General features: G+C 72.2%; 21 protein-coding genes. 12 read left to right on the top strand and 9 right to left on the bottom strand.

Translation table 11 applies throughout. The annotated features are described in order from the left end of the window. Nucleotides 1-5 precede the first annotated feature (5 nt). Nucleotides 6-1,637 carry a DUF5691 domain-containing protein gene (locus OHU74_RS22175; protein WP_371617498.1) on the top strand — a complete coding sequence of 544 codons (1,632 nt, stop codon included), beginning with the start codon at nucleotides 6-8 and terminating at the stop codon, nucleotides 1,635-1,637. 177 nt (nucleotides 1,638-1,814) lie between these two features. Here the strand turns inward: OHU74_RS22175 and OHU74_RS22170 are convergent, their stop codons facing one another. Continuing rightward, nucleotides 1,815-2,222 (bottom strand): cobalamin B12-binding domain-containing protein, encoded by a 408-nt coding sequence (locus OHU74_RS22170; protein ID WP_371617497.1) that lies wholly within the window; start codon nucleotides 2,220-2,222, stop codon nucleotides 1,815-1,817. A 212-nt stretch (nucleotides 2,223-2,434) separates the two neighbouring features. On the opposite strand from OHU74_RS22170, the gene OHU74_RS22165 reads away from it, so the two are divergent. Both OHU74_RS22165 and OHU74_RS22160 read left to right on the top strand, forming a co-directional pair. After that, nucleotides 2,435-3,196: an alpha/beta fold hydrolase gene (locus OHU74_RS22165; protein WP_330298147.1), complete on the top strand. Its 762-nt coding sequence runs from the start codon at nucleotides 2,435-2,437 to the stop codon at nucleotides 3,194-3,196. A 245-nt stretch (nucleotides 3,197-3,441) separates the two neighbouring features. Continuing rightward, nucleotides 3,442-4,995, top strand: a complete 1,554-nt coding sequence (locus OHU74_RS22160) for a M23 family metallopeptidase (RefSeq protein WP_371617496.1) — start codon at nucleotides 3,442-3,444, stop codon at nucleotides 4,993-4,995. Between the two features lie 72 nt (nucleotides 4,996-5,067). On the opposite strand, the gene pcrA is transcribed toward OHU74_RS22160, so the two are convergent. Next, entirely contained in the window at nucleotides 5,068-7,596 is a 2,529-nt protein-coding gene (pcrA, locus tag OHU74_RS22155; RefSeq protein WP_371617495.1) for a DNA helicase PcrA, read from the bottom strand. Between the two features lie 146 nt (nucleotides 7,597-7,742). On the opposite strand from pcrA, the gene OHU74_RS22150 reads away from it, so the two are divergent. The 6 genes from OHU74_RS22150 (at nucleotide 7,743) to OHU74_RS22125 (ending at nucleotide 13,131) form a co-directional block, all read left to right on the top strand. After that, nucleotides 7,743-8,804, top strand: a complete 1,062-nt coding sequence (locus tag OHU74_RS22150; RefSeq protein ID WP_371617494.1) for an NlpC/P60 family protein — start codon at nucleotides 7,743-7,745, stop codon at nucleotides 8,802-8,804. 251 nt (nucleotides 8,805-9,055) lie between these two features. Further along, nucleotides 9,056-9,973, top strand: a complete 918-nt coding sequence (locus OHU74_RS22145; RefSeq protein WP_371617493.1) for a hypothetical protein — start codon at nucleotides 9,056-9,058, stop codon at nucleotides 9,971-9,973. A gap of 254 nt (nucleotides 9,974-10,227) precedes the next feature. Further along, nucleotides 10,228-10,746, top strand: a complete 519-nt coding sequence (locus tag OHU74_RS22140; protein ID WP_371617492.1) for a hypothetical protein — start codon at nucleotides 10,228-10,230, stop codon at nucleotides 10,744-10,746. 168 nt (nucleotides 10,747-10,914) lie between these two features. Next, the gene (locus OHU74_RS22135) at nucleotides 10,915-11,574 is read left to right on the top strand and encodes a class F sortase (protein ID WP_371617491.1); all 660 of its coding nucleotides are present in this window, start codon (nucleotides 10,915-10,917) and stop codon (nucleotides 11,572-11,574) included. A gap of 21 nt (nucleotides 11,575-11,595) precedes the next feature. Next, nucleotides 11,596-11,949 (top strand): hypothetical protein, encoded by a 354-nt coding sequence (locus tag OHU74_RS22130; RefSeq protein ID WP_371617490.1) that lies wholly within the window; start codon nucleotides 11,596-11,598, stop codon nucleotides 11,947-11,949. 129 nt (nucleotides 11,950-12,078) lie between these two features. Continuing rightward, nucleotides 12,079-13,131, top strand: coding sequence for an NlpC/P60 family protein (locus OHU74_RS22125; protein WP_371617489.1), 1,053 nt, complete (start codon nucleotides 12,079-12,081; stop codon nucleotides 13,129-13,131). A 27-nt stretch (nucleotides 13,132-13,158) separates the two neighbouring features. Here the strand turns inward: OHU74_RS22125 and OHU74_RS22120 are convergent, their stop codons facing one another. From OHU74_RS22120 to OHU74_RS22110, 3 genes are all read right to left on the bottom strand, one after another. Next, nucleotides 13,159-14,271 carry an alpha/beta hydrolase gene (locus tag OHU74_RS22120; RefSeq protein ID WP_371617488.1) on the bottom strand — a complete coding sequence of 371 codons (1,113 nt, stop codon included), beginning with the start codon at nucleotides 14,269-14,271 and terminating at the stop codon, nucleotides 13,159-13,161. A 116-nt stretch (nucleotides 14,272-14,387) separates the two neighbouring features. Next, a complete protein-coding gene (locus tag OHU74_RS22115; RefSeq protein ID WP_371617487.1) occupies nucleotides 14,388-15,089 on the bottom strand; it encodes a LuxR C-terminal-related transcriptional regulator in 702 nt (233 codons plus the stop codon). Further along, nucleotides 15,086-16,381, bottom strand: a complete 1,296-nt coding sequence (locus tag OHU74_RS22110) for a PspC domain-containing protein (protein WP_371617486.1) — start codon at nucleotides 16,379-16,381, stop codon at nucleotides 15,086-15,088. Before OHU74_RS22110 ends, OHU74_RS22115 begins: the two co-directional genes overlap by 4 nt. Nucleotides 16,382-16,512: 131 nt before the next feature. Between OHU74_RS22110 and OHU74_RS22105 the strand changes: the two genes are divergently transcribed. From OHU74_RS22105 to OHU74_RS22095, 3 genes are all read left to right on the top strand, one after another. Continuing rightward, on the top strand, nucleotides 16,513-17,886 hold the full coding sequence (locus OHU74_RS22105; RefSeq protein WP_371617485.1) for a PspC domain-containing protein: 1,374 nt from the start codon (nucleotides 16,513-16,515) through the stop codon (nucleotides 17,884-17,886). Beyond that, on the top strand, nucleotides 17,873-18,115 hold the full coding sequence (locus tag OHU74_RS22100) for a hypothetical protein (protein ID WP_371617484.1): 243 nt from the start codon (nucleotides 17,873-17,875) through the stop codon (nucleotides 18,113-18,115). Before OHU74_RS22105 ends, OHU74_RS22100 begins: the two co-directional genes overlap by 14 nt. A 152-nt stretch (nucleotides 18,116-18,267) precedes the next feature. Beyond that, nucleotides 18,268-19,494, top strand: a complete 1,227-nt coding sequence (locus OHU74_RS22095) for a hypothetical protein (protein ID WP_371617483.1) — start codon at nucleotides 18,268-18,270, stop codon at nucleotides 19,492-19,494. A gap of 4 nt (nucleotides 19,495-19,498) precedes the next feature. Here the strand turns inward: OHU74_RS22095 and OHU74_RS22090 are convergent, their stop codons facing one another. From OHU74_RS22090 to guaA, 4 genes are all read right to left on the bottom strand, one after another. Next, nucleotides 19,499-20,011: a DoxX family protein gene (locus OHU74_RS22090; protein WP_371617482.1), complete on the bottom strand. Its 513-nt coding sequence runs from the start codon at nucleotides 20,009-20,011 to the stop codon at nucleotides 19,499-19,501. Between the two features lie 18 nt (nucleotides 20,012-20,029). Beyond that, nucleotides 20,030-21,286, bottom strand: a complete 1,257-nt coding sequence (locus tag OHU74_RS22085) for a hypothetical protein (protein ID WP_371617481.1) — start codon at nucleotides 21,284-21,286, stop codon at nucleotides 20,030-20,032. A gap of 94 nt (nucleotides 21,287-21,380) precedes the next feature. Then, on the bottom strand, nucleotides 21,381-22,175 hold the full coding sequence (locus OHU74_RS22080) for a class II aldolase/adducin family protein (RefSeq protein ID WP_371617480.1): 795 nt from the start codon (nucleotides 22,173-22,175) through the stop codon (nucleotides 21,381-21,383). Between the two features lie 139 nt (nucleotides 22,176-22,314). After that, nucleotides 22,315-23,901 (bottom strand): glutamine-hydrolyzing GMP synthase, encoded by a 1,587-nt coding sequence (guaA, locus tag OHU74_RS22075; protein WP_371617479.1) that lies wholly within the window; start codon nucleotides 23,899-23,901, stop codon nucleotides 22,315-22,317. Between the last annotated feature and the right edge of the window lie 172 nt (nucleotides 23,902-24,073).

Raw genomic sequence — 24,073 nt, 5'->3', positions numbered from 1 at the left:
ACCCGATGACCACGACTACCACGACCACCACCACGCACTCGGGCACGAACACCGGCACACCCACGGGCGCGGCCACGCCCACCACCACGGCCGCCGTCCCGGACTGGGACGAGCTGGTCGGCGCCGCACTCCTGGGGACCGACCGCCGCCAGGGCAGCCCCGAGGTCCTGCTCGGGGTCGCGGCCGTGCAGACGGTCCGGCGCCGGGCCGGCCTGCGGCCCGCCGAGGCGGGCCCGCGGCTGGAGCCCGCGCCGCTCGATCCCCGACCCCTGCCGCCGGAGGCGGCGCGGCGGCGGCTCGCGCATCTGCTGGCCGGCCGGACCGCCGCGGGCAGCGGCAGCGGGCGGCGGGGGGCCGCCCCGGATCTGATGGAGCTGCTGCCGCAGTGGCTGGCCGCCGCCGGACGCCACGGCTACCGGGCGCCGGCGGCGCTGGTCCCCGCGCTGCTGGACGCGGCGCGGGCCCGCACCGACCTGCGTCCCCAGGCGCTGGCCCTGGCCGGGACGCGCGGGCTGTGGCTGGCCCGGCTGAATCCGGACTGGCGGTTCGCACTGCGCGGCGGTTCCGGCGGTGCCGGGGAACTGCCCGCGCCGACGGACGCCGCGGGGGTGGAACGCCTGTGGCAGGAAGGGCTGTTCGCGGAGCGGGTGGCGCTGCTCGGCGCCGTACGGGCCCACGAGGCGGCGGCCGCGCTCCGACTGCTGAGCACCACATGGTCCACCGAGCGGGCCGAGGACCGGCTGATGTTCCTCGACTCCCTGCGGGTGGGCCTCTCTCCGGGAGACGAGCCGTTCCTGGAGGCCGCGCTGGCCGACCGCAGCCGCAATGTCCGGGCGACCGCCGCCGAACTGCTCTCGGCACTGCCGGAATCGGCGCTGGCCGGACGGATGGCCGAGCGGGCCCTGGTCTGCGTCGGCCCGGAGGGGGTGACACCGCCGGCCGAGTGCGACGCGGGCATGCTGCGCGACGGGGTGGTCAAGCGGCCGCCCGCCGGACGCGGGGAGCGGGCCTGGTGGCTGGCACAGCTGGTGGAGGCCGCTCCGCTGTCCTGCTGGCAGGAGCGGTTCGGGGGACTCGGCCCGGCGGAGATCGTGGCGCTGCCCACGGCCGAGGGCTGGGCGGAGGAACTGCATGCGGCCTGGTGCCGGGCGGCGGTCCGCCAGCGCGATCCCGCCTGGTCCGAGGCCCTGCTGGGCTCGGCATCGGCCCCGCCCGCGACGGGCCCGGCGACGGCTTCGCTCGCCGAGCGGGCGAAGCTCCTGTCGATCCTCGGTGAGGAGGAACGGGCGGCGTGGGTCGCGGAGTTCATACGGGCGCACGGGCTGTCGGAGGCGTTCCAGCTGCTCGGAGTCTGCGTGGTGCCGTGGGCGGGAGAGCTGGGTCGGGCCGTGGTGGAGGCGCTCGACAGCGCTCGGGAGGCGGGCGGCTACCCGTGGAGCTTCAGCGGGGTGATGGGACTGGCGGAGCGCTGCCTCGATCCCGCGGAGGCAGGACTGCTGGACGCGGTGGCGGTGGCAGCGGCTCCGGCCGAGCCGGGGGGCGCGGCGGCCTACTGGTCGGAGGCCTTCCAGCGCCTGGTCGCCACGCTCCGCCTCCGCGCGACGATGCACGCCGAACTCACCCCGCAGGGTCCATGACCCGGGGGCAGCACGTGCCGGAGCAGCCGTAAGCTCCGCACGCCCCCGGCCCTGCCCCTCATACGGCGGCGGGACCGGATCAGGCCGGGCCGGGTCCGGCCTGGTCAGGCCGAACTGGCCCGGGCCGGGCGGAGTAGGCCCGCTCGGCCGGCGCCGGGCGGGCCGTATCCGTGGGCGCTACGACGCCTGTCGGACGTGCCCGTTCACCCAGGCCACGATCTCCGTGGTCGTCGCGCCCGGGGTGAAGATCTCCGCCACGCCCTTCTCCTTCAGCGGAGCGATGTCCGCCTCCGGAATGATCCCGCCGCCGAACACCTTGATGTCCGCCGCGTCGCGCTCCGCGAGGAGTTCCAGCACGCGCGCGAACAGCGTGTTGTGCGCTCCCGAGAGGATCGACAGGCCGATCGCGTCGGCGTCTTCCTGGATCGCGGTGTCCACGATCTGTTCGGGGGTCTGGTGGAGGCCGGTGTAGATGACCTCCATGCCCGCGTCACGCAGGGCCCGCGCGATCACCTTGGCGCCCCGGTCGTGGCCGTCGAGACCCGGCTTGGCCACCACCACACGGATCGGACCGGTCACACCCATCGCACTGCCTCCCGAGTGAACGAACGTTAAGTACAGCATCGCGCACACCCCCGTTTCGCGGTCAACCACGAGGGGGAAATCACACGTGGGATGGCGTGCCGCCGCTCCCGTGCCGCCACACCGTGCCGACAGCCGCACGGCACGGCGTGGCCGGCCGTCGCGGGCTCCAGGCACTCCGTCCCGGTCCCAAGGCAGTTGGGGGGAGGCCGTCCATGGGGCTGTCCACGTCCGGGGCCGCGCTGCGGGCCGGCCTACTGGAAGCGATCGTGCTCGGCGGGCACATCCTGATGTATCCCACGGGGATCCGCCAGGAGCGACGGCCCGCCACTACCGGCGAGCGTCCGCCCGTCCTGCTCCTGCACGGGTTCACGGACAACCGCTCCGTCTTCGTCCTGCTGCGCCGCGCCCTCGGGGCGGGCGGCCGACGGCAGGTGGAGACGTACAACTACTCGCCCTTCACCCTGGACCTGCGCGTCACCGCCCGCCATCTGGCCCTCCGCATCGAGGAGCTGTGCGAGCGCACCGGGCAGGAGCGGGTGGACCTGGTGGGGCACAGCCTCGGCGGGCTGGTGGGGCGGTACTACGTCCAGCGGCTCGGCGGCGACGCCCGCGTCCGCATGCTCGTCACGCTCGGAACCCCACATTCCGGAACCCGCGTCGCGCCCTTCATGGACGCACATCCGCTGGTCCGGCAGATGCGCCCCGACTCCGAGGTGATGGCCGAGCTGCGCGCACCCGCGCCCGGCTGCCGGACGCGCTGCGTGGCGTTCTGGAGCGAGTTCGACGAGTTGATGGACCCGACCGAGACGGCCCGCATCGAGCATCCGGACCTGCTCGCGGAGAACGTGCAGGTCACCGGCATCGGACACCTCGCCCTGCCCGCGCACCCCACGGTCATCGCGGCGGTCCGGCGCGCACTCGACGGGCCCGGCCCGGCCGCCCTCGCCCACCCCGGCGCGGCCTCCGTCGCCTGACCGCCCGACCCCGGAAATCGGCCTGCCGCACCCCCTTCAATCGAACGCATTTCGAACTCAAGGCCAAGGGTGCTTCTTTGGGCGACCGAAAGGCGGCCGAATGCCCGGTTCCCCCGAGGCTGGAACCCGCCGAAGATTGTCGATGCGAGTAACCGCCGGGTACAGTCACGCCACTGCTCTCCTCCGAGGAACCCCAAATTCCTCGGCCACCCAGGCCCCCCATTGCCGAGGCGAAAGAGAAGTTGGTGAACGACCGCCCATCGTCGGGCCAGTACCCCAATCTTGGGTACGACGGCCTTTCCACCACCACTTTCGCTGGTGATTCCGCGTACACATCCCAGGAATCACAGGGTCAGGGCTATAACTACGCCGCCTATGGCTCGTACGAAACCGGTTCCTACGACACCGGTTCCTACGACACCGGCGGGTACGAAACGACCGCCTGGACCACCCCGCAGAGCAGCTATCCCCAGCAGCCGCAGGCCGGTTACGACACCGCCGACGGTTACGACGGATACCTCTCGACCGTCCCCGCCCAGGCCGTCTCCACGGACTACCAGCCCACCGCCTTCGGCTACGACGCCTCCGCCGAACAGACCGGCCACTGGTCGGTCCCGGGCTACGCCGCCGAAACCGGCACCTACGACGCCACCGCCTGGAACACCGGCGCGCAGCAGCAGGAACAGGAACAGCAGCAGGGCTACTCGTACGGCTACGAGCAGCCGCAGGAACAGGCGCAGGCCCAGCAGTACGCGTACGAGTACGAGACGTACTCCGCGTACGAGGAGCCCGCGTCCGCGTCCTACACCGAGACCTCCGTCTTCGGGGTCATCGCCGACGAAGTCACCGGCGAGTTCGCGTTCGAACCCGAGCTCGATGACGACGGCGAGGCCGCCGAGTTCCGCGTGCACGACCTCCCCACCCAGGCCATGCCCGTCACGCTCGCGGCCCCGGCCGCGCCGCGCCCCTCGCGCCGCGCCGGCAAGTCCGGCAGCGCCGGAAAGTCGGGCAGCGCCGCCAAGTCCGGCAGCGCGAGTGCGGCCGCCGGCGGTGGCAACAACCGCCGCCGCACCCCCGCGAAGCGTTCCGCCCTGCTGACCGTGGCCGTGCCCTCCGCCTGCGTGATGGGCGTCGCGGGTGTCGCCGCCGCCTCCGTGGGCGGACTGACCGGTCCGCAGAAGCCTTCCGAGGAAACGACCACGATGGCCGCGCCCGACCCGGCGTCCATCAAGCCGGTCGCGGCGAACAGCAAGCTGGATACGCAGCTCACGGCGCTGAGCGCCGACGCGGGCGATTTCGCGGACCGTGCGAGCCGTACCCAGGAGCGCATCGACCTGCGCCTGCGCCAGGACGAGGAAAAGAAGAAGAAGGCGGAGGAGGAGGCGGCCAAGGAAGCGGCGCGCCCCAAGTTCGTTCTCCCCGTCGAGCAGCACGGCCTCAGCGCGGGCTTCGGCCAGGCCGGCGTCAACTGGATGTCCGTGCACACGGGCATCGACTTCCCGGTGTCCTACGGGACTTCGGTCATGGCCGCCACCGACGGCACCGTGCGCAGCCAGTGGAACAGCGCCTACGGCAACATGGTGATACTCACCGCGCCCGACGGCACCGAGACCTGGTACTGCCACCTCAGCAGCGCCAAGATCCGCTCCGGCAAGGTCAAGGCCGGCGATGTGATCGCGTACTCCGGCAACTCCGGCAACTCCACCGGGCCGCACCTCCACTTCGAGGTGCGTCCGGGCGGCGGCACCCCGGTCGATCCCCAGGCATGGCTCCGCAGCCACGGCCTGGACCCGAACTAAGAGGAACCGGACCCCGGACCGGCGGCCAGGTGGCCGACCGGCCGGCCATCCGACCGGCCCGCCAACCGCTTCCTAGAGCTTCTGCACCGGCGCGTACCGCAGCAGCAGCCGCTTCGGCTTCTCGTCCCCGAAGTCGATGGTGGCCTGCGCGTCGGCGCCCGCCCCCTTGACCTCCATGACGGTGCCCAGCCCGAACTGGTCGTGCGTGACCCGGTCCCCGACCACCAGCGCGATGACCGGCTTGTCGGAGGCCCGGCGCGTAGCGAACCCGGACGGGCCCGACTTCGACCGCGACGAGGACAGGAACGACTCCGGCGAGGTCCCGAACGAGCTCTTCGATCCGCCACCGCCCGAGCCCGAGGACCCGTACCCAGAGCTCCGCATCGGGCCCGCCGGCTTCTGCGCCGCGCCCGTCCGCTTCCACTGCAGGTACTCGGCCGGGATCTCCTCGAGGAACCGCGACGGCGGGTTGTACGAGGGGGTGCCCCAGGCGCTGCGCATGGAGGAGCGCGTCAGGTACAGGCGCTCGCGCGCCCGGGTGATGCCCACGTACGCGAGGCGGCGCTCCTCCTCGAGTTCCTTGGCCTGGCCCAGCGCCCGCATGTGCGGGAAGACCCCGTCCTCCATGCCGGTCAGGAAGACCACCGGGAATTCGAGGCCCTTGGCGGTGTGCAGGGTCATGAGGGTGATGACGCCGTTGCCGTCGGTGTCCTCGTCCGGGATCTGGTCGGAGTCGGCGACCAGCGCGACCTGTTCCAGGAACTCCGACAGCGTGCCGGGGCCCACGGGCGGCCCGCCGTTCTCGGCGGCCTCCGCCGCGGCGGCCTCCCGGGCCTGCTCGAACTCGAGCGCCACGGCGGCCAGTTCCTGGAGGTTCTCGATGCGCGTCTCGTCCTGCGGGTCGGTCGAGGCCTGGAGCTCGGCGAGGTAGCCCGTACGCTCCAGGACCGCTTCCAGGACCACTGCCGGGCCCGCGCCCGAGTCGACGATCGTGCGGAGCTCTTCCATCAGCACGTTGAAGCGCTTGACGGCGTTGGTCGAGCGGGCGGCCATGCCGAAGGCCTCGTCCACGCGGCGCAGCGCCTGCGGGAAGGTGATCTTCTCGCGCATGCCGAGGGCGTCGATCATCGCTTCCGCGCGCTCGCCGATACCGCGCTTGGGCACGTTCAGGATGCGGCGGAGCGGGACGTTGTCCTCGGGGTTGGCCAGGACGCGCAGGTACGCGAGGACGTCCCGGACCTCCTTGCGCTCGTAGAAGCGCACGCCGCCGACGACCTTGTAGGGCAGTCCGACGCGGATGAAGATCTCCTCGAACACGCGGGACTGCGCGTTGGTCCGGTAGAAGATCGCGACGTCGCCGGCCTTCGCGTCGCCCGCGTCCGTCAGCCGGTCGATCTCGTCGGCGATGAACTGGGCCTCGTCGTGCTCGGTGTCCGCGACGTAGCCGGTGATCACCGCGCCCGTGCCGGCCTCGGTCCACAGGTTCTTCGCGCGGCGGTTCTCGTTGCGCTCGATGACCGCGTTGGCGGCGGACAGGATCGTCTGCGTGGAGCGGTAGTTCTGCTCCAGCAGGATCGTCGTGGCGTCCGCGTAGTCCTCTTCGAACTGGAGGATGTTGCGGATGGTCGCGCCGCGGAAGGCGTAGATCGACTGGTCGGCGTCACCCACGACGCACAGCTCGGCCGGCGGCAGGTCCGGGTACCCGGTGCCGACCAGTTCGCGCACGAGCGTGTACTGGGCGTGGTTGGTGTCCTGGTACTCGTCGACCAGCACGTGCCGGAAGCGGCGCCGGTAGTGCTCGGCGACCTCCGGGAAGGCCTGGAGCAGGTGGACCGTGGTCATGATGATGTCGTCGAAGTCGAGGGCGTTCGCCTCGCGCAGCCGACCCTGGTACATCGCGTACGCCTGGGCCAGGGTCTTCTCGAAGCCGTCCACGGCCTGGCCGGCGAAGGCGTCCTCGTCGATCAGCTCGTTCTTCAGGTTCGAGATCTTGGCGTTGAAGGCCTTCGGCGGGAACTTCTTCGGGTCCAGGTCCAGATCGCGGCAGACGAGCGCCATCAGCCGCTTCGAGTCGGCCGCGTCGTAGATCGAGAACGAGGAGGTGAAACCGAGCCGCTTGGACTCGCGGCGCAGGATGCGGACGCACGCGCTGTGGAAGGTGGAGACCCACATGGCGTTGGCGCGCGGGCCGACGAGGCCCTCGACGCGCTCCTTCATCTCGCCGGCGGCCTTGTTGGTGAAGGTGATCGCCAGGATCTGGCCGGGGTGGACCCCGCGCGCGCCGAGCAGGTGGCCGATGCGGTGCGTCAGCACGCGCGTCTTGCCGGAGCCGGCGCCGGCCACGATGAGCAGCGGGGATCCCGCGTGCACCACGGCGGCGCGCTGCTCCGCGTTCAGCCCGTCGAGGAGCGCCGCCGGGTCGATGACGGGCCTGGGGGCGCCGTCCCGGTAGTACGCGTCCCCACTCATGGGCATGTCGAACCGGCCCCCGAAGAGATCGTCCGCGCCCGTCTCGGGGGCGGCGTGTTCCTCGGGCGGCGGCGGGACCTCGTCGGAGGGGGAGAGGTCGGCCAGGAAGCTGTCGTCAAAGAGGCTGCTCATCGCCTTCCGAGTTTAGAGGGCGGGACCGACAGCCGGTCCCGGCCCCGGAAAATCGGCCGCATATGCCCTGCGAATCCTGCGCGGACCCTTCCGAGGCACCCCCTCCGCGACTAGCGTGCCCCGCCAACCGGAAGGAGGTGCCGGCCGTGCATTCGTACGGATTCCCCTCGCTCCACTCCTCTCCCCACCGCAAGCCGCGCGCCCGAAGACATCCGAGCGCCCCCGCCGCCGTCGTCACGACCGCGGCCCTGTCCTCGTTAGGGCTGCTCCTCCCCCACCAGGCCTCGGCGGCGCCCGCGCCCCGCCCCTCGGTGGAGGAGGTACGGGCCCGCGTGGACGAGCTGTACCAGCAGGCGGGCACCGCCACCCAGGCCTACGACGCGGCCGCCGAGCGGACCGAGCGGCAGCGGGCCCTGCTCTCCTCGCTGATGGATCAGGTGGCCGCCACCACCGTGAAGCTGAACGAGACCCGGCGGCTGCTCGGCAGCTACGCGGCCGACCGGTACCGCGGCTCCGGCGCCCTCGGCGGGACCGCGACCCTGCTGCTGGCCGAGGACCCGCAGGCCTTCTTCACCCGGGCCCACCTGCTGAACCGGCTCGACGGCCGCGAGGACGCGCTGCTCGCGCGGTACACGCGGGCCAGGGCGGAGACGGCGGGCCGGCGCCGGGAGGCGGCCGGGGTCGTCGCGGACCTCGAGGGCGCGCAGGAGGAGTTACGGGCGCGCAAGCAGGAGGTGCAGGGCCGGCTCTCCGAGGCGAACACCCTGCTGGCGAAGCTCACGGCGGCGCAGCGGGCGCAGGTGGCGGGCGTACGGGCCCCCGCGGGCTCGGGGGACCTGCCCGCCGACACCCCCGCTTCGGTGTCCGGCGCCAAGGCGGTGGCCTTCGCCCGGGCCCAGCTCGGGAAGCCGTACGTCTGGGGCGCGACCGGCCCGAACTCGTACGACTGCTCCGGACTGACCCAGGCCGCCTGGCGTGCGGCGGGCGTCGCGCTGCCCCGTACCACCTGGGACCAGGCCGAGGCGGCGCCGCGGATCGCGACGAAGGACCTGCGCCCCGGTGACCTGGTGTTCTTCTACGGGGACATCAGTCATGTCGGGATCTACATCGGCGGCGGCCGCATGATCCACGCCCCGCGGCCGGGTGCGTACGTCCGCGAGGACTCGGTCTTCTACCAGCCGGTCCACAGCAGCGTCCGGCCGGGCTGAGACCAGCAGCGTCCGGTCGGGCTGAGACCCCCCGCCACCCGGTCGTATTAAATACTCCGCGCGCGGCGTGGCGGGTGAGCCGTCCGGGCGGGATGCGTTCGGGGCCGTTATTCCGGCCCGCGTGGCCGGGGACCACTGCGGAGTCGCTGCCGGGGACCGCTGCAGAGTCCCCGACGGCTGCTGCAGAGTCCCCGACGGATCCGGAGTGCTTCCCCGAGCCCTCCCGTGTCCCTCCCCGAAGGAGCCCCCTCGTGATCGCGTCCCCGATCCCGCCGCCGAGCCGCCGGCTGGCCGCCCGTCTCACCCGCGTCCTGCTGCCCGCGTGCGGAGCCGCCGCACTGGTGGGGACGGCGGTGGCGCCCGCTTCCGCGGCGGCCGCGCCCACGCCCGTGGCCTGCAGCGCGGCCTCGCTCTCCGCCGCCATCACCGCGGCCAACGCCTCGGGCGGCTCGCTGTCGCTGGCCACGGGCTGTACGTACGCGCTGACCGCGCCGCTGCCGGCGATCAAGGGGGCGGTGACCATCGAGGGTCATGTCGCCACGATCACCCGCGCGCCCAAGGCGCCCCCGTTCGGGATCCTCGTGGTCGACCGGGGCGGCAACCTCACCATCAGCCATGTGATCATCACCGGCGGGAACGCGGCCGGAAGCTTCGGCGGCGGCATCCGCAACGACGGAACCCTCTCGGTGGCCGCGTCGATCATCAGCAACAACAAGGCCGACTACTCGGGCGGGATCGCCGGGACCGGTGGCTCGACCACGACGATCACCAACAGCTTCATCACCGGGAACACGGCGACGCGCAACGGCGGCGGCTTCGCCAACGACGGGCACATGACGATCACGCGGTCCACCGTCAGCGACAACACGGCGCTGGAGAAGGGCGGCGGGGTGGCCAACGACGGGGTCCTGAAGATCGACCGGTCGGCGCTGACGAACAACTCCGCGAGCGGCCCGGCCGGACTCGGCGGCGGGATCGCCAACTTCGGCGGCCCCGGGGCTTCCACCACCCTCGACGGGGCCATCGTGACGGGCAACAGGGCCACGGCGGGCACCGGAGGGGTCTACAACAACGCCGGGAAGATCGCTTCGAGCGCGAGCACCACCTCGCTCAACCAGCCCAACAACTGCATGAAGAGCGTCCCGGCCGTACCCCTCTGCTCCAACTGAGCCACGTCCGGCGCCCATCGGCGTGTCGGTCACACAGCGCCAGCCTCCGCACGGGGCGCCCGGCGTGGCGCTCACCCTCCGTATCAGGGCGAGTTGACGGGTCACCGTCGGCTCGCCCTTCGGCCTGCTCCGGCAGGGGAGTTCGAGTCGCCGATTCCGCCATCCGGACCTAGCGTCAAGCCATCGAGGGGCATTTACTGCCTTTTGCGGACAAATGGTTCGCGGCTGCACCTCGGGGACCCGGAGGAATCACCATGCGTGCGATACGTGTCGCATCCGTCGCCCTGCTGTCCACCGCCGCTCTCGCGCTCGCCGCGCCGATGGCCGCGGCCAATGACGGCGGGACCACGCCCAACGTCACGTCGTTCGGCTTCACCGTCTCCCCCACCACCGTCGCCCCCGGCGCCGCCGTCACCCTCAACGCCACGGGCTGCCAGGAACCGCTGGTCAAGGTCTCCTCCGGCATCTTCGACGCCGTCGAGCTCAACGAGGGCAAGCCCGCCACCGCCAAGGTGGACGCGGACGCCAAGCCGGGTGCCCAGTACGAGGTCACCTTCGACTGCAAGGGCGAGAAGGGCACGACCACCCTCACGGTCGCGGGCCACTCGACCGGCACGGGCACCACCACCCCCTCCAAGGGCGTCAAGGCCGGCCTCGGCGGCGGTGCGGGCGGCCTGAACGGCACCGAGATCGCCGCCGGTTCCGCCCTGCTGGCGGCCGCGGTCGGCGGTGGCGTGTACCTGATGCGCCGTCGCGCCGACGGCAACGCCTGAGCGCAGGCCCCCTGGCCACGGGCCTCGCGAGCGAGGCCTCCTGACCCGGACCTCCTGACCCAGAACCTCCTGACCCAGGACTCCTGACCGCCGGGCCCGTCCGACTCGCCCTGACGACCGGACGGGCCCGGCCCAAGACCTCCCGCCCCCGCAAGGAGACCGCATCACATGCCCCGCCACCAGGAGCGTACGAAGCCTCGCGGCGGCTGGGGCGTCGTCGCCGTGGTCGCCCTCAGCGGCACGTTCCTCCTCACCAACGGCCTCGACGCGAACGGCGGTCCGCCGCAGCCCGCGAACGCCGCCACCCTGGTCACCGACCCCGTCCACGACGAGGCCGCCCGCCGCCTCCCGCCGGCCCCCGCGCCGCTGAGGCCCTCCCCGCCGACCCGGATCCGGGTGCCCTCCGTACAGGTCGACGCCCCCGTCACCCGCGTCGGACTCGACGCCGAGGGCTGGGTGGACGCCCCGCCGCCACAGGACAAGAACCTGGCCGGCTGGTACGAGGGCTCCCCCGCCCCCGGTGCGCAGGGCACCACCGTGATCGACGGCCACGTGGACAACCAGCAGGGCCCGGCGGTCTTCTACAACCTCGGCTCGCTCAAGCAGGGCCAGCACATCGAGGTGGACCGGCAGGACGGCAGTACCGCCGTGTTCACGGTGTACGGCATCGAGGTCGTCGGCAAGAGCGCGTTCCCGGCCCAGCGCGTCTACGGCTCCAAGGGCGCGCCGGAGCTCCGCGTGATCACCTGCGGCGGCGGCTTCTCGAAGAAGACGGGGTACGACGGCAATGTCGTCGTCTTCGCCCGCCTGACATCGATCCGAAAATAGCCACGGCCTACGCTCGTCGGCATGACTGTTCTCATCAACGCCTTCCTCGGCCTGCACATCATCGGGATCGCCTCGCTCCTCGGCGGCTTCCTGACCCAGATGAAGGCGATGAGCGCCGGCACCGCCCGTTTCGTGCCCGCGATGCTGCACGGCGCGCTGACCATGCTCGTCACCGGTGTGCTGCTCGTCGGCTTCCGCGAGATGGACGGCGGGCCCGTCAACAACATCAAGATCGGCGTGAAGCTGGCGATCCTCTTCGTGGTGCTGGCGCTCGTCTACGTCAAGCGGGACGAGGAGCGGGTGGAGAAGGCGCTGTTCGGTGCCGTCGGCGGACTGACCATGGTCAATATCTTCATCGCCGTCCTCTGGCACTGACCAGGGACGGCCGCTGACCGGCAAGGTCCGGTCGAATGCGGACACTTACGATCATCTCGTCATCCGACCGTTACCTTCGGGTCTAGCGTCCTCCTCCAAGCACCGAGAGAGGAAGGACGTGAGGCCCTCGTGGCCAGTCATCGAAAGCCCAGGCAGCGCCCGCTTTCCGGCAGCACCGCACGGACCACCGTACGCACCACCGCCGCCACCCTCGCCCTCGCGGGCGCTGCCACCGCCACCGCGTTCGAAGGCACCTCCCAGGCCGACCCCCAGCCGACGCCCTCGCAGGTCAAGGCCGAGGTGGACCGGCTCTACGAGGAGGCCGAGGCCGCGACCGACCAGTACAACGGGGCGAAGGAGAAGGCGGACGAGGCGGAGCGCGCGCTCTCCGGACTCCAGGACGAGACCGCCCGCAAGACCGACCAGCTCAACACCGCCCGCAGTGCGCTCGGTTCACTGGCCACGACCCAGTACCGCAACGGAACCCTGGGCGCCGCCGTCCAGCTCGCGATGTCCGCCAGTCCGCAGGAGTACCTGGACCGGGCCACCCTCATGGCGCACGCCGGCAATCGCAGCGCCGTCGAGATCGCCGTCGTGCGCCGCAAGCTCGACGAGGTCGGGCACCTCAAGGAGCAGGCCTCCGGGCGCCTCGCCGACCTGCGCGCCCGCCAGGGCGAACTCGCCGGGCACAAGGCCGAGATCGAGAAGAAGCTGACCACCGCGCAGCAACTGCTGGCCAAGCTCACCGCCGAGGAGCGCGCGGCCTACGAGGCCCGCTCCGGCGGCAGCGCCCCCACCGGCGCGCAGACCCCGGCCCCGCCGCCCTCCGACGGCTCGCGCGCCGCCCGCGCGGTGGCGTTCGCGTACGGGGCGATCGGCAAGCCGTACGTATGGGGCGCGACGGGACCGGACTCGTTCGACTGCTCGGGCCTGACCCAGGCGGCCTGGCGCGCGGCCGGGGTCTCCCTCCCGCGCACCACCTACACCCAGATCAACGCCGGGCAGCGGGTCTCCCGCGACCAGCTGGCCCCCGGCGACCTGGTGTTCTTCTACTCAGGGGTCTCCCACGTCGGCATGTACATCGGCAACGGCCAGATGATCCACGCCCCACGCCCCGGCTCGACGGTGCGCCTCGCCCCGGTGGACTCGATGCCCTGGGCCGGCGCGTCCCGCCCGGCGTGAGGGCCGCTCCGGCTCCGGGGGCGGCCGCTACGGCGCCTTGACCACCGAGGTCAGCCAGCCGAAGGTCTGCGGCAGCTGCTTCGACCACGAGTCGAGGTTGTGCCCGCCGGTGACCTTCTCCGCGTGCACCACCGTCGGGTTCTTCGCGATGGCCTTGAGGTCCAGGCCCGACGAGTAGCCGTCCTGCTCGGCCCCCGACATCCACAGCGAGACCGCCGGCGGCGCGGGCGCGGTCGTGAGCAGGTTCTTCAGGTTGTGGGTGCGCCGCATCTCGGGGTCCTGGGCCACCAGCGAAGTGGACTCCTGGCCCGGGTCGTTGTAGCCGGACAGGGAGACGCCCGCGCTGTAGCGGTCGGGGTGCAGGATCGCCAGCTTGGCGGCGCAGTACGCGCCCGCCGAGTACCCGGCCACGCCCCAGGTGCGGGCCTCTTCCGAGGCCCGGAAGTTGTCGACGACCATCTTGCGGACGTCGACGCTGAACCAGCTGTCGGCGTTGACCTTGCCGGGGATGTTGGCGCAGCCGGTGTCGCCGTTGCCCACCAGCATGGCGCGCGGCGAGACCAGGATGAAGGGCTGGACCTTGCCGCTCTTCATCAGCGGCTCCAGCACCTCGTGCGCCTTGAGCCCCTGGAACCAGGACTTGCCCGTTCCCGGTATGCCCGGAATCAGTTCGACCACCGGGAACTTCTTGTCCTTGAAGGCGGGGTCCTCGTACTGCGGCGGGAGCCACACCATGACGTCGCCCTTGACCCCGGAGATCTTGCCCTTGAGCTCGGTCTTCTTGACCCGGCCACCGACGCCGTCGACCGGCTCGAACTCCTGGAGCACCTTCGGCTCCGCCTTGACCTCGGCGGCCTTCTTCCCGCCGAGCCCGTCGGGCCCCAGGTCGGGGGCGGCGGTGACGTACTTGCCGGTGCCCATCAGGTCGCCCCAGGAGGCGTAGAAGTTCATATCGCGGTTCACCGCGATGAACACCAGGGCGACGGCGGTGACCTGGGCGAAGACCACCATCAGGCCGCGCGAGCCGACGCGTACGACGGCGGGGCCGCGCACCTTGCTCCACACGAACAGCGGCAGGACGACGGCAATCACGGTCAGGGCGACCACCGTCGCGAAGAGGGGGGTCCCCGTCAGACTCATCACGCCACCCAAGAGGGCAGCGCGAGGTGGCCCGGTTGCTCCCCACCCCTGCGTCGTGGATCACATGCGCTCGGGGCAAATGCACTCGTACCGGGCGCGCTTGGGCCAAACCCCGCTCAGACCAGCCGGCGGGCCGTCGCCCAGCGGGTCAGCTCGTGGCGGTTGGACAGCTGGAGCTTCCTCAGGACCGCCGAGACGTGCGATTCGACCGTCTTCACCGAGATGAAGAGCTGCTTGGCGATCTCCTTGTACGCGTATCCGCGCGCGATCAGCCGCAGCACCTCGCGCTCGCGCTGGGTGAGGCGGTCCAGGTCCTCGTCGACCGGCGGGGCATCGGTCGAGGCGAAGGCGTCGAGCACGAAGCCCGCCAGGCGCGGCGAGAACACCGCGTCCCCGTCCTGGACCCGGAAGACCGAGTCCACCAGGTCGGCGCCGGTGATCGTCTTGGTGACATAGCCGCGCGCACCGCCCCGGATGACTCCGATGACGTCCTCGGCGGCGTCCGACACCGACAGCGCCAGGAACCGTACGGGGTCCTCGGCGGCCGACATCAGCGGGGCGCAGCGGCGCAGCACCTCGACGCCGCCGCCGCCAGGCAGGTGCACGTCGAGGAGGACCACCTCGGGGCGGGTGGCGGTGATGACGGTGACGGCCTGGTCCACGTCGGCGGCTTCGCCGACGACCTCGACCCCGGTCCGCCCGGTCTCGCCGATCTCGGCCTGGACCCCCGTGCGGAACATCCGGTGGTCGTCGACGAGCACCACCCGGACCTGCCTGCCTGCCGCACCGGTGGTCGCGTTCGCGCTGTCCTCGGTCATGCTGCCTTCGCCGCCCTCTCCATTTCCAGCTCGACTTCCGTGCCGCCGTCGGGCGCGGACCGCAGCCGCGCGGTCCCGCCGTTGCGCTGCATCCGGCCGATGATCGATTCTCGTACGCCCATCCGGTCGTCCGGTACCGCGTCCATGTCGAAGCCCGGTCCGCGGTCCCGCACGGACACGAACACCATCTGGCCCTCGACCTCCGCGTACACCTGGACGGGGCCGCCCTCGCCACCGTACTTGGCGGCGTTGACCATCGCCTCGCGCGCGGCCTGCATCTGTGCCGCCAGCTTCTCGTCGAGGGGGCAGTCGCCGACGACGACCACCTCGATGGGGACCCCGTGGTGGTCCTCGACCTCGGCGGCGGTCTTCTTCACGGCCTCGGCCAGTGTCGTCGGCTCCTCGGCCTCGTCCTTGCCGGTGCCCTCGGGCTTGTACAGCCAGTTGCGCAGCTCCCGCTCCTGGGCCCGCGCGAGGCGGCGCACCTCTCCGGAGTCCTCGGCGTTGCGCTGGATCAGGGTGAGGGTGTGCAGCACGGAGTCGTGGACGTGCGCGGCGACCTCGGCGCGCTCCTGGGCGCGGATGCGCATCAGGCGCTCCTCGGAGAGGTCCTGGGTCATCCGGATCAGCCAGGGGCCGGCGAGGAGGGCGACGCCGACGAGGACGGCGAGGGTGGCGGTCAGTACGTTGCCCAGCTGGGCGGCGGAGCCGCGGACGACGATGAAGACCGTGAGGCCGACGCCGACCAGGGCCACGCCCGCGAGCGCGCGGGCGGTCTGGAGCAGCCGGACGTGCCGGCCGGCGGCCGCGTTCCAGTGGGCGCGGCGGGCGTTGTCGGCCTGCCGCCAGACGAGGACCACACCGGCGCCGACCAGCAGGAGCGGCCACACGTACCGCCCGGAGGCGCCGCCGACCTGGACCTTGGAGATGAAGATGCCGGCGCCGACGCACAGCGCGACCAACGCGGTGATCTGGCCCCGCTCGGGCTTGCGCAGCCGCCGGGTGCCGTCGGGGAGGGTGTCGAAGTAGGAGCGGTGGCCGCTGCGGCCGCCGACGCCGAGCGGTACGAAGACCCAGAACGCGGCGTACAGCAGCACGCCCAGGCCGTCGCCCCACATGAACAGGCCGAAGAAGGCGAGCCGGACCCAGATGACGGGCACACCGAGGTGTCCGGCGAGTCCGCGCGCGACGCCGCCGAGCATCCGGCCGTCGGCGCTGCGGTAGAGCTTGCGCGGCGGCGCCTCTTCGGAGTCGGGTGCGTACGGCGGACGGGGGGCGGCTGCTACGGGCATGTCACCGATGGTCACACGCGCACGGTGCCCGGGACATCAGGGCAGCCCCCCAGTTCTCTCGGGGGGATATCAGGGTTGCGCCAGGGTGGATCCGGATGCCCATCGCGGCGGCGGGCCGTCACCATGGACACATGACCGACGTGCACGAATCCCCGCCACCGGACGCAGGCTCCGGTTCCGGCGCGAGCGCCGCAGCCACCCCGCCGCCCGCCGAGCGCCCTCCCCTGCGCCGCAGCCGGCGCGACAAGGTGCTCGCGGGCGTCTGCGGCGGGCTGGGCCGGTACTTCGACCTGGACCCGGTGATCTTCCGGATCGTGCTCGGCGTCCTCGGGGTGACCGGCGGCGTCGGTCTGATCTTCTACGGGTTCGCGTGGCTGCTGCTGCCCCAGGAGGGCGAGGAGGACAGCGAGGCGAAGAAGCTCCTGACGGGCCGGGTCGAGGGCGCGACCCTGGCGGCGGTGTTCGCCGCGCTGGTGGGCTGCGCCCTGTTCCTGTCGATGCTGGACAACGGCGGCCTGGCGGTCTTCTCCGTCCTGGCGGCCCTGGCGCTGGGCGGCGCGGCGTACTGGTCGCAGCACCACCGCAAGTACCTCGCGCCGGCCCCGGAGGAGAAGGCCGCCGCCGGCGCCGACTTCGCCTGGCCGGCGGCGACGCGCACCGGGCACCGGACCGCGCACAGCCCGGCGCCGCCCGAGACCCAGGCGCCGCCCGCGCCCGGCGGCCCGTCCTGGTGGCGGGACCCGCTGGTCAAGGACGGCACGACGGGACCGGTCGGCTCCACCGGGTACCTGTGGGGCCCCGACGATTCGGCCTCGCCCACCCCGGACGGTCCGGCGGCGGACCCTGGCGCGGCCCCCGTCCGCAAGGCTCCGCGCGGCGGCATCGGCGGCCGGGTGTTCGTCCTGGCCCTGCTGGCCGGGGGCATCGCCACCGCCTCGGTCTGGGACGGCAGCACCTTGAGCCATGCGCTCCAGGTCGGCTTCGCCGCCGCCCTCGCCGCCTTCGGCCTCGGGCTCGCGGTGAGCTCGGTCGCGGGCCGCACCGGATTCGGCACCGTGCTGCTCTCGGTGATCACGGCCGGGCTGCTGGCCGGGGCGGTCGCGCTGCCCAAGGAGATCGGCACCGACTGGCACGACGTGACCTGGCACCCGGCCGCGGTGGCCGACGTGGCGCCGCGGTACGAAGCGGGCACCGGACTGGCCACCTTGGACCTGAGCCACCTGAGCGTGCCCAAGGGCACCACCCTGCCCGTCAACGCCTCCATCGAGGCGGGCCGGCTCCGGGTGGTCCTGCCGAGCGGGGTCACCGCGCGGGGAGAGGTCGCGGTCGAGCTGGGCGACATCCAGATGCCCGGCGATCACGGCAACCAGATACGTATCAAGAACGGCGGGGAGACCCGGCAGGTGACCCTGTCGCCGGCGCCGGGCTCCGAACCCGGCGGGACGATCGAGCTGCACCTGACCGCGGGTGTGGGACAGGTGGAGGTGGACCGTGCGCACTCATGAGTTCCAGCCGGGACGGCTGATCGCGGGCCTGGTCCTGATGGCCGCCGGGGCGCTCTATCTGCTCGGCGCGGCCGGCCAGGCCGACCCGCCGTGGTTCTTCGTCCTGCTGATGACCCTGGGCGGTTTCTCGTTCGCCGCGGTGGTGGGCCTGGTGACGTACGCCGTGCGCCGCGACCGGCGCGACCGGATCACCGAATCCGGCGGGTCAGGCGGGTCCGGCGGAAGGTGATGTCACGCCCATCATGACAGGTCAGAGGGTGTTTGCGTAGGACGAAGGGCATAGGCGAGCAGCCTTGTCCGGCTCCCTCCAGGGCCCCCAGACTCTCCGTCATGGATCACTCGGGGAAAGTCGATCAGGACGACATCATTCGGGCACGCAATGTGCTGCTCTCGTCTGGGCGCCTCTACGCACGCGAGAAGGTGGACGCCTACCGGGTACTCGCCCAGGTCAGTCCCGCCGCCTACCTGCCCCTCCTGGCCGAGGCCCTGCAACACCTGAGTTACGAGGGCGGCAGAGCGCATCCGGCCGCCCTCGCGCTGTGCGAGGAGGCGGTGGCCGCGGCGCGGGCCATGGACCTGGCCGAACCCGCCCGTGCGGATGTCCTGTACGAGGCCCTCAACACGTGCCAGCGAGAGCTGTACGGCGCGGGCAGGCGCGGCGAGGGTCTCGCCATGCGCGCTGAGATGCTCGCCATCGGGCGCGCGCAGGCCGAGCAGTCCGGGAACCCCGTGGTCGCGGGGCTGAGCACATGGGCGACCGGTCTTTCCGAGGAGGGCCGGTACGCGGAGGCCGCCGATGCCATGACCGAGCTGGTCCCGGCGCTCCTGCCCCTCGGGCCACAAAGCGGGGCTCTCGCCTGGTCCCTGCTGAAGTGGATCGCCGTTCTCCAGGACGCCGGACGGCCCGGCGAAGCCCTCGCCGCGTTCGAGACGCTCGTCGGCGTGCAGGCCGCCGACGCCGGGGACGACCTCGACCGGATGGTCTGCCGTCTCTACGCGCTCATCGGGTACGCACGGATGCTGGACACCCACGGCCGAGGTGAACGGGCCGCCCGCATGAGGCAAGAGGCACTCGCCTCGCTCACGGAGTTGGCCGGTAGCGGTCGGCGGAACGTCGGGGGCGGCTACGGGACCGCGTTCTGGGCGGTGCTGCTCCACCTCTCCGGCGCCGAAAGCGAGCGGCCCGCGCCCGGTGAACCGCGCCCGCCTTCGGGGGCGGATCCCATCGCGTGGTCGCGCGACATCAAGCAGCGCTACTTCGACAGCCGTCACGCCCTGCGCGAAGAGGTGGACGCCCTCGCTGCGCGAGCCGCCGAGGACCCGGAGCGCCACCTGGCCGAACTGGTCCGGCTGCAACGGGTCCTCACCGTCCGCTCGACCGTCTACTGGCGCAACCGCACCCATCTGTTCGAGGCGGAGGTGCGCCCGCTGTTCGACGAAGGAGTGGACCTGGCCGGCCGACTGGCCCGGCACGACCCGGCAGCCGGAACCCGGACCCTGGCCGGAAACCTGATCGACCGCTCGACCTTCCGCATCGTCGCCGGCGAGCCCGGGCCCGCCCTCGACGACTTCCGCGAGGCACTGGCCCACCTGAGAGAGTCCGGCTGATCCCTCAGCCCGCAGCCCGCCGCCCGCGCCCGATCAGGGAATCCAGTGACCACAGGGGCGCCCCGGCGAGGACCAGCGGCAGCCAGGCCATCAGATAGATCAGATCGTTTCCGTAGTAGTACGGGGTCACGGCCCAGGACACCGTGAGCCACAGGCTGAGCGAGATCAGCGCTCCGCCGACGGCCGCGACGCGCGTCAGCAGACCCGCCAGGACACCCAGGCCGACCAGGAGTTCCCCGATCGCCAGGGCGACGGCGAAGCCGACGGGCGCCTTCAGGGCCAGGTCCACCAGGGCCGGGATCGCGGAGGTGTCGCGCACCCCGCGCATCAGCTCGCCGATGGAGCCGTCGCCGGTGGCGGAGAGGAACGCGGAGTCGGTCAGCTTGTCCAGACCCGCGTAGACGAAGGTCACGCCGAGGAAGATCCGCAGGGGCAGGAGCGCGTGGCGGGCGGCGACCGCGCGCAGGCCCACGGGCTCGTCGGCGCGCGCGCCGGAAGGGACGTCAGTTCGGGTCACGCGACATGTGTACCCGCTTCACTCGGCCACGTCGATGGTGCACCGGTTGGATTCCACTCCGGCGGCGGTCACCACCTGGATCTCGATCCGTCCCGGTTCCACTTCCGCCGGCACCGGCACGGTCAGCACCGCGTCGGACGGATTGGTGAACCCGCCCGCCACCGGAACCAGCGGTACGTGCACATGGACCGCACCCACCCGTACCACCAGCCGCGCCAGCATCTCCGGCGTCTGCGCCCCGGGCGGCACGAAGCCGACGCCCCGGATCTCGATGTCGTCCCCGGGACGGATCGCCGCGTCCAGGTCCCCGGGTTCGCGCCTGCGCACCACCGACAGCACCAGCGGGCGGCTGCCCTCGGCGTACTTGGCCGCCAGGTACACGGCCGCCGACAGCGCCACCAGCAGCGCGAGGGCCCACGGCAGTTGCGGCAGCCGGTCCGGGAAGCGGGCCAGGGACACGGCCGCGAAGGCCAGTACCACCGTGGAGACCAGCACGTACTGCGCGTCCGGGAAGGAGCCCCGGCCCGCGTCGTCCGTGAGCAGGTCGGCCCCGGTCGGACGGTCCGCCGGCAGCTTCTGCAGCCGCTGCCCCATGATCCGTACGGAGACCACGCGGCGCACCAGCACCGCGACCGCCGAGGTCAGCGCGAGCACCGCCAGCAGCGGCAGGGCCCGCCCGAGCGCGAGGCCCGCGTACAGCGCCTGGCGTTCCGGTCCGGGCTCGGAGGCCGCGAGCCGCAGCGCGGGCAGCAGCGTCGCGAACGCGGTGAGGACCAGCCAGGCGCTGGGCACCGCCTTCGAGGTGGAGAGCCGGTTGTCCTCGCCGACCAGCGGGGCCAGCAGCCCGCCCCGCAGGGTCTGCGCACGGGCCGCCACGGTCAGCAGGGCGGCCAGTATCAGCGCGGCCAGCAGTGCGGCGGTGCGCGCGGTGGACCAGCCGGTGCCGAGCGCGGTGCCGACCTGGACCACCAGCAGCACCCCGGCGGCGATCCACACGGCGAGCACGGCCCGCCGCGAGAGCAGGTACAGCCAGGAGTGCCCGGCTTCCCGCCCGCGGTCGGCGACCGTGCGGGCGGACAGGGTCAGCTCGTCGGAAACCCATTGGCGGGAGGCCCCGAGCGAGTGGGCCACCGCGGCCGGCAGCCCCTGCCCGGCGGCGAACTCGTCGCGCTTCTCCAGGAACGCGGCGATCGCGCGCCGGTGCCCCTCTCGTGAGCAGTCGTCGCAGGCACAGGCCGCGGTATGAGTGCCTCTGGACATCTCTTGGACAGCCACGAACGTGCCGCCTCTCTGAACTACGGTGCAATGCCAGCGAATTGTGCACCACTGCGGCAGTGCTCCGGATTGCGCACGATGTCAGAGCAGGTGATTAACCGTTCATGATGTTGACGCCACCGCTTCCGACCGCCTCCAGCAGCGGCTGGCAGCTCACCCAGGCCGCCAGATCGGACCCGAACCGCTCCCGGGTGGCGACCGCGCTGTGATGGCCGATGAGCACCGGTTTCCCGGCCGCCCTCGCGATCAGCTGCACCTGCGCGGCCCGCTCCGCCGCGATGAACCACCAGGCCGCCGCCTCCACCGAGCCGCCGACCGTCAGCAGCCCGTGGTTGCGCAGGACCAGCGCCTTGTACGGGCCCAGCGCGCCCGCGATCCGGCCGGAGTCCTCGGCGGCGTACTCGTCGAGGAGCGCGTGGTCCTCGTAGAAGGCGCAGGCCTCCTGCGTGATCGGGGCGAGCAGTTCACCGAGGGCCGCGAGCGCCCTGCCGTACGGGGCCTGCGTGCGCACGACGGCCGCCACGGCGGGCCGGGCCCGGTGGACGGCGGCGTGCACGCCGAAGGCCAGCTGGTTGACCCGGCGCTCCCCCTGGCGGACCCGGCCCTCCCCGTCGACCAGCAGCAGGTCCTGGGGGCCGAGGGCGCCGAAGGGCCGGCCGAAGGGGTTCACCCAGTAGCAGTCCTCGAACTCCGGGTCCCGCACGGTGACGTGCCCGCCCACCCCGTCCTCGTAGCCGAGCCGCCCCAGCAGCCGCAGCACTCCGGCGAGCCGCTCCTTGCGGTGCGCGCGCTCCTCGGCGGCGGTGGCGAACACCGGCGGCATCTCGAAGCCCAGCCGCTCCACGGGCACGGGTGCGGGTGCGGGTGCACGTCCTGGCTGCTCGGCCATGGCCCCTCCTTCAAGGTCGCGGCGCAAGGTACCGGCGAGCGGCCGAAGAGGCCATACACGCGGCGAGGCCGCCGCTCCCTGCCCGGGAGCGGCGGCCTCGTCACGTCGGTCCAAAGCTGCGACCTGAATACGGGTGGGACTACTCCCACTCGATGGTGCCCGGGGGCTTGCTCGTGCAGTCCAGGACCACGCGGTTCACGTCCGGCACCTCGTTGGTGATCCGGGTGGAGATCTTGGCGAGGACCTCGTACGGCATGCGCGTCCAGTCCGCGGTCATCGCGTCCTCGGAGGAGACGGGGCGCAGCACGATCGGGTGGCCGTAGGTGCGGCCGTCGCCCTGGACGCCGACGCTGCGGACGTCCGCGAGCAGGACGACCGGGCACTGCCAGATCTCGCGGTCCAGGCCGGCCGCGGTGAGCTCGTGGCGGGCGATGGCGTCGGCCTCGCGGAGCAGGTCCAGGCGCTCCTTGGTGACCTCGCCGACGATGCGGATGCCCAGGCCGGGGCCCGGGAAGGGCTGGCGCTGGACGATCTCGGCGGGCAGGCCGAGCTCCTGGCCGACCATCCGGACCTCGTCCTTGAACAGCTGGCGCAGCGGCTCGACGAGCTCGAACTCGATGTCGTCGGGGAGCCCGCCCACGTTGTGGTGGGACTTGATGTTCGCGGTGCCGGTGCCGCCGCCGGACTCGACCACGTCCGGGTACAGGGTGCCCTGGACGAGGAAGGCGACCGCGGGGCCGTCCTCCTGGAGGATCTCCAGCTGGGCCTGCTCGAAGACGCGGATGAACTCGCGGCCGATGATCTTGCGCTTGGTCTCCGGGTCGGAGACCCCGGCCAGCGCGTTCAGGAAGCGCTCCTGGGCGTCGACGACCTTCAGCCGCGCGCCGGTCGCGGCGACGAAGTCCTTCTCGACCTGCTCGGTCTCGCCCTTGCGCATCAGGCCGTGGTCGACGTAGACGCAGGTGAGCTGCGAGCCGATGGCCTTCTGCACGAGCGCGGCGGCCACGGCCGAGTCCACGCCGCCGGAGAGGCCGCAGATGGCGCGCTTGTCGCCGACCTGCTCGCGGATGGCCGCGACCTGCTCCTCGACGATGTTGCCGGTGGTCCAGGTCGGGGCCAGGCCCGCGCCGCGGTAGAGGAAGTGCTCCAGGATCTGCTGGCCGTGCGTGGAGTGCATCACCTCGGGGTGGTACTGCACGCCGTACAGCTTCTTCTCGTCGTTCTCGAAGGCCGCGACCGGTACGACGTCGGTCGACGCGGTGACGGTGAAGCCCTCGGGAGCGGCGGAGCAGGCATCGCCGTGGGACATCCACACCGACTGGCTCTCGGGGGTGCCCTCGAAGAGCGTGGAGCCGGTCTTGGAGACGGCCAGCGGGGTGCGGCCGTACTCGCGGGAGCCGGTGTTGTCGACGGTGCCGCCGAGGGTGACCGCCATCAGCTGGAAGCCGTAGCACATGCCGAAGACGGGGATGCCGGCCTCGAAGATGGCGCGGTCGAGCTGGGGGGCGCCCTCCTCGTACACGGAGGACGGGCCGCCGGAGAGGATGATCGCCTTGGGGTTCTTCGCCAGCATCTCGGCCACGGGCATCGTGCTGGGCACGATCTCCGAGTAGACCCGTGCCTCGCGGACTCGGCGGGCGATGAGCTGGGCGTACTGGGCACCGAAGTCGACGACGAGAACCGTGTCCGGAGCGCTGTCGTGGGTGGCGGAGATGGCTTCAGGCACGGGGCAGGCCTTCCGGCGGAAGAGGGGGTTGTTTTGTCGATTCTAACGGGGGAAGGGTGGGCCTCTTCGTCTCACCATCCGAACCGCTTGGCCCTCAGCGGTACGGCGGGCCATAATCGGCTCGTGCGCAAGCAGCTGAGCTTCCTCTTTACCTATGGCACCGGCCGGTCCG

The sequence above is a fragment of the Streptomyces sp. NBC_00454 genome, from assembly GCF_041434015.1.
Classification (GTDB): domain Bacteria; phylum Actinomycetota; class Actinomycetes; order Streptomycetales; family Streptomycetaceae; genus Streptomyces.
This window is presented reverse-complemented; position numbering and strand designations above follow the sequence as displayed.

Bases quoted from the DNA above. Each gene is read 5' to 3' on its own strand.
- OHU74_RS22170 (WP_371617497.1), bottom strand. From the start codon at position 2,222: ATGGGTGTGACCGGTCCGATCCGTGTGGTGGTGGCCAAGCCGGGTCTC.
- OHU74_RS22080 (WP_371617480.1), bottom strand. From the start codon at position 22,175: ATGGCCGAGCAGCCAGGACGTGCACCCGCACCCGCACCCGTGCCCGTG.
- OHU74_RS22120 (WP_371617488.1), bottom strand. From the start codon at position 14,271: ATGAGTCTGACGGGGACCCCCCTCTTCGCGACGGTGGTCGCCCTGACC.
- pcrA (WP_371617495.1), bottom strand. From the start codon at position 7,596: ATGAGCAGCCTCTTTGACGACAGCTTCCTGGCCGACCTCTCCCCCTCC.
- OHU74_RS22165 (WP_330298147.1), top strand. From the start codon at position 2,435: ATGGGGCTGTCCACGTCCGGGGCCGCGCTGCGGGCCGGCCTACTGGAA.
- OHU74_RS22140 (WP_371617492.1), top strand. From the start codon at position 10,228: ATGCGTGCGATACGTGTCGCATCCGTCGCCCTGCTGTCCACCGCCGCT.
- OHU74_RS22115 (WP_371617487.1), bottom strand. From the start codon at position 15,089: ATGACCGAGGACAGCGCGAACGCGACCACCGGTGCGGCAGGCAGGCAG.
- OHU74_RS22110 (WP_371617486.1), bottom strand. From the start codon at position 16,381: ATGCCCGTAGCAGCCGCCCCCCGTCCGCCGTACGCACCCGACTCCGAA.
- OHU74_RS22105 (WP_371617485.1), top strand. From the start codon at position 16,513: ATGACCGACGTGCACGAATCCCCGCCACCGGACGCAGGCTCCGGTTCC.
- OHU74_RS22175 (WP_371617498.1), top strand. From the start codon at position 6: ATGACCACGACTACCACGACCACCACCACGCACTCGGGCACGAACACC.
- OHU74_RS22130 (WP_371617490.1), top strand. From the start codon at position 11,596: ATGACTGTTCTCATCAACGCCTTCCTCGGCCTGCACATCATCGGGATC.
- OHU74_RS22135 (WP_371617491.1), top strand. From the start codon at position 10,915: ATGCCCCGCCACCAGGAGCGTACGAAGCCTCGCGGCGGCTGGGGCGTC.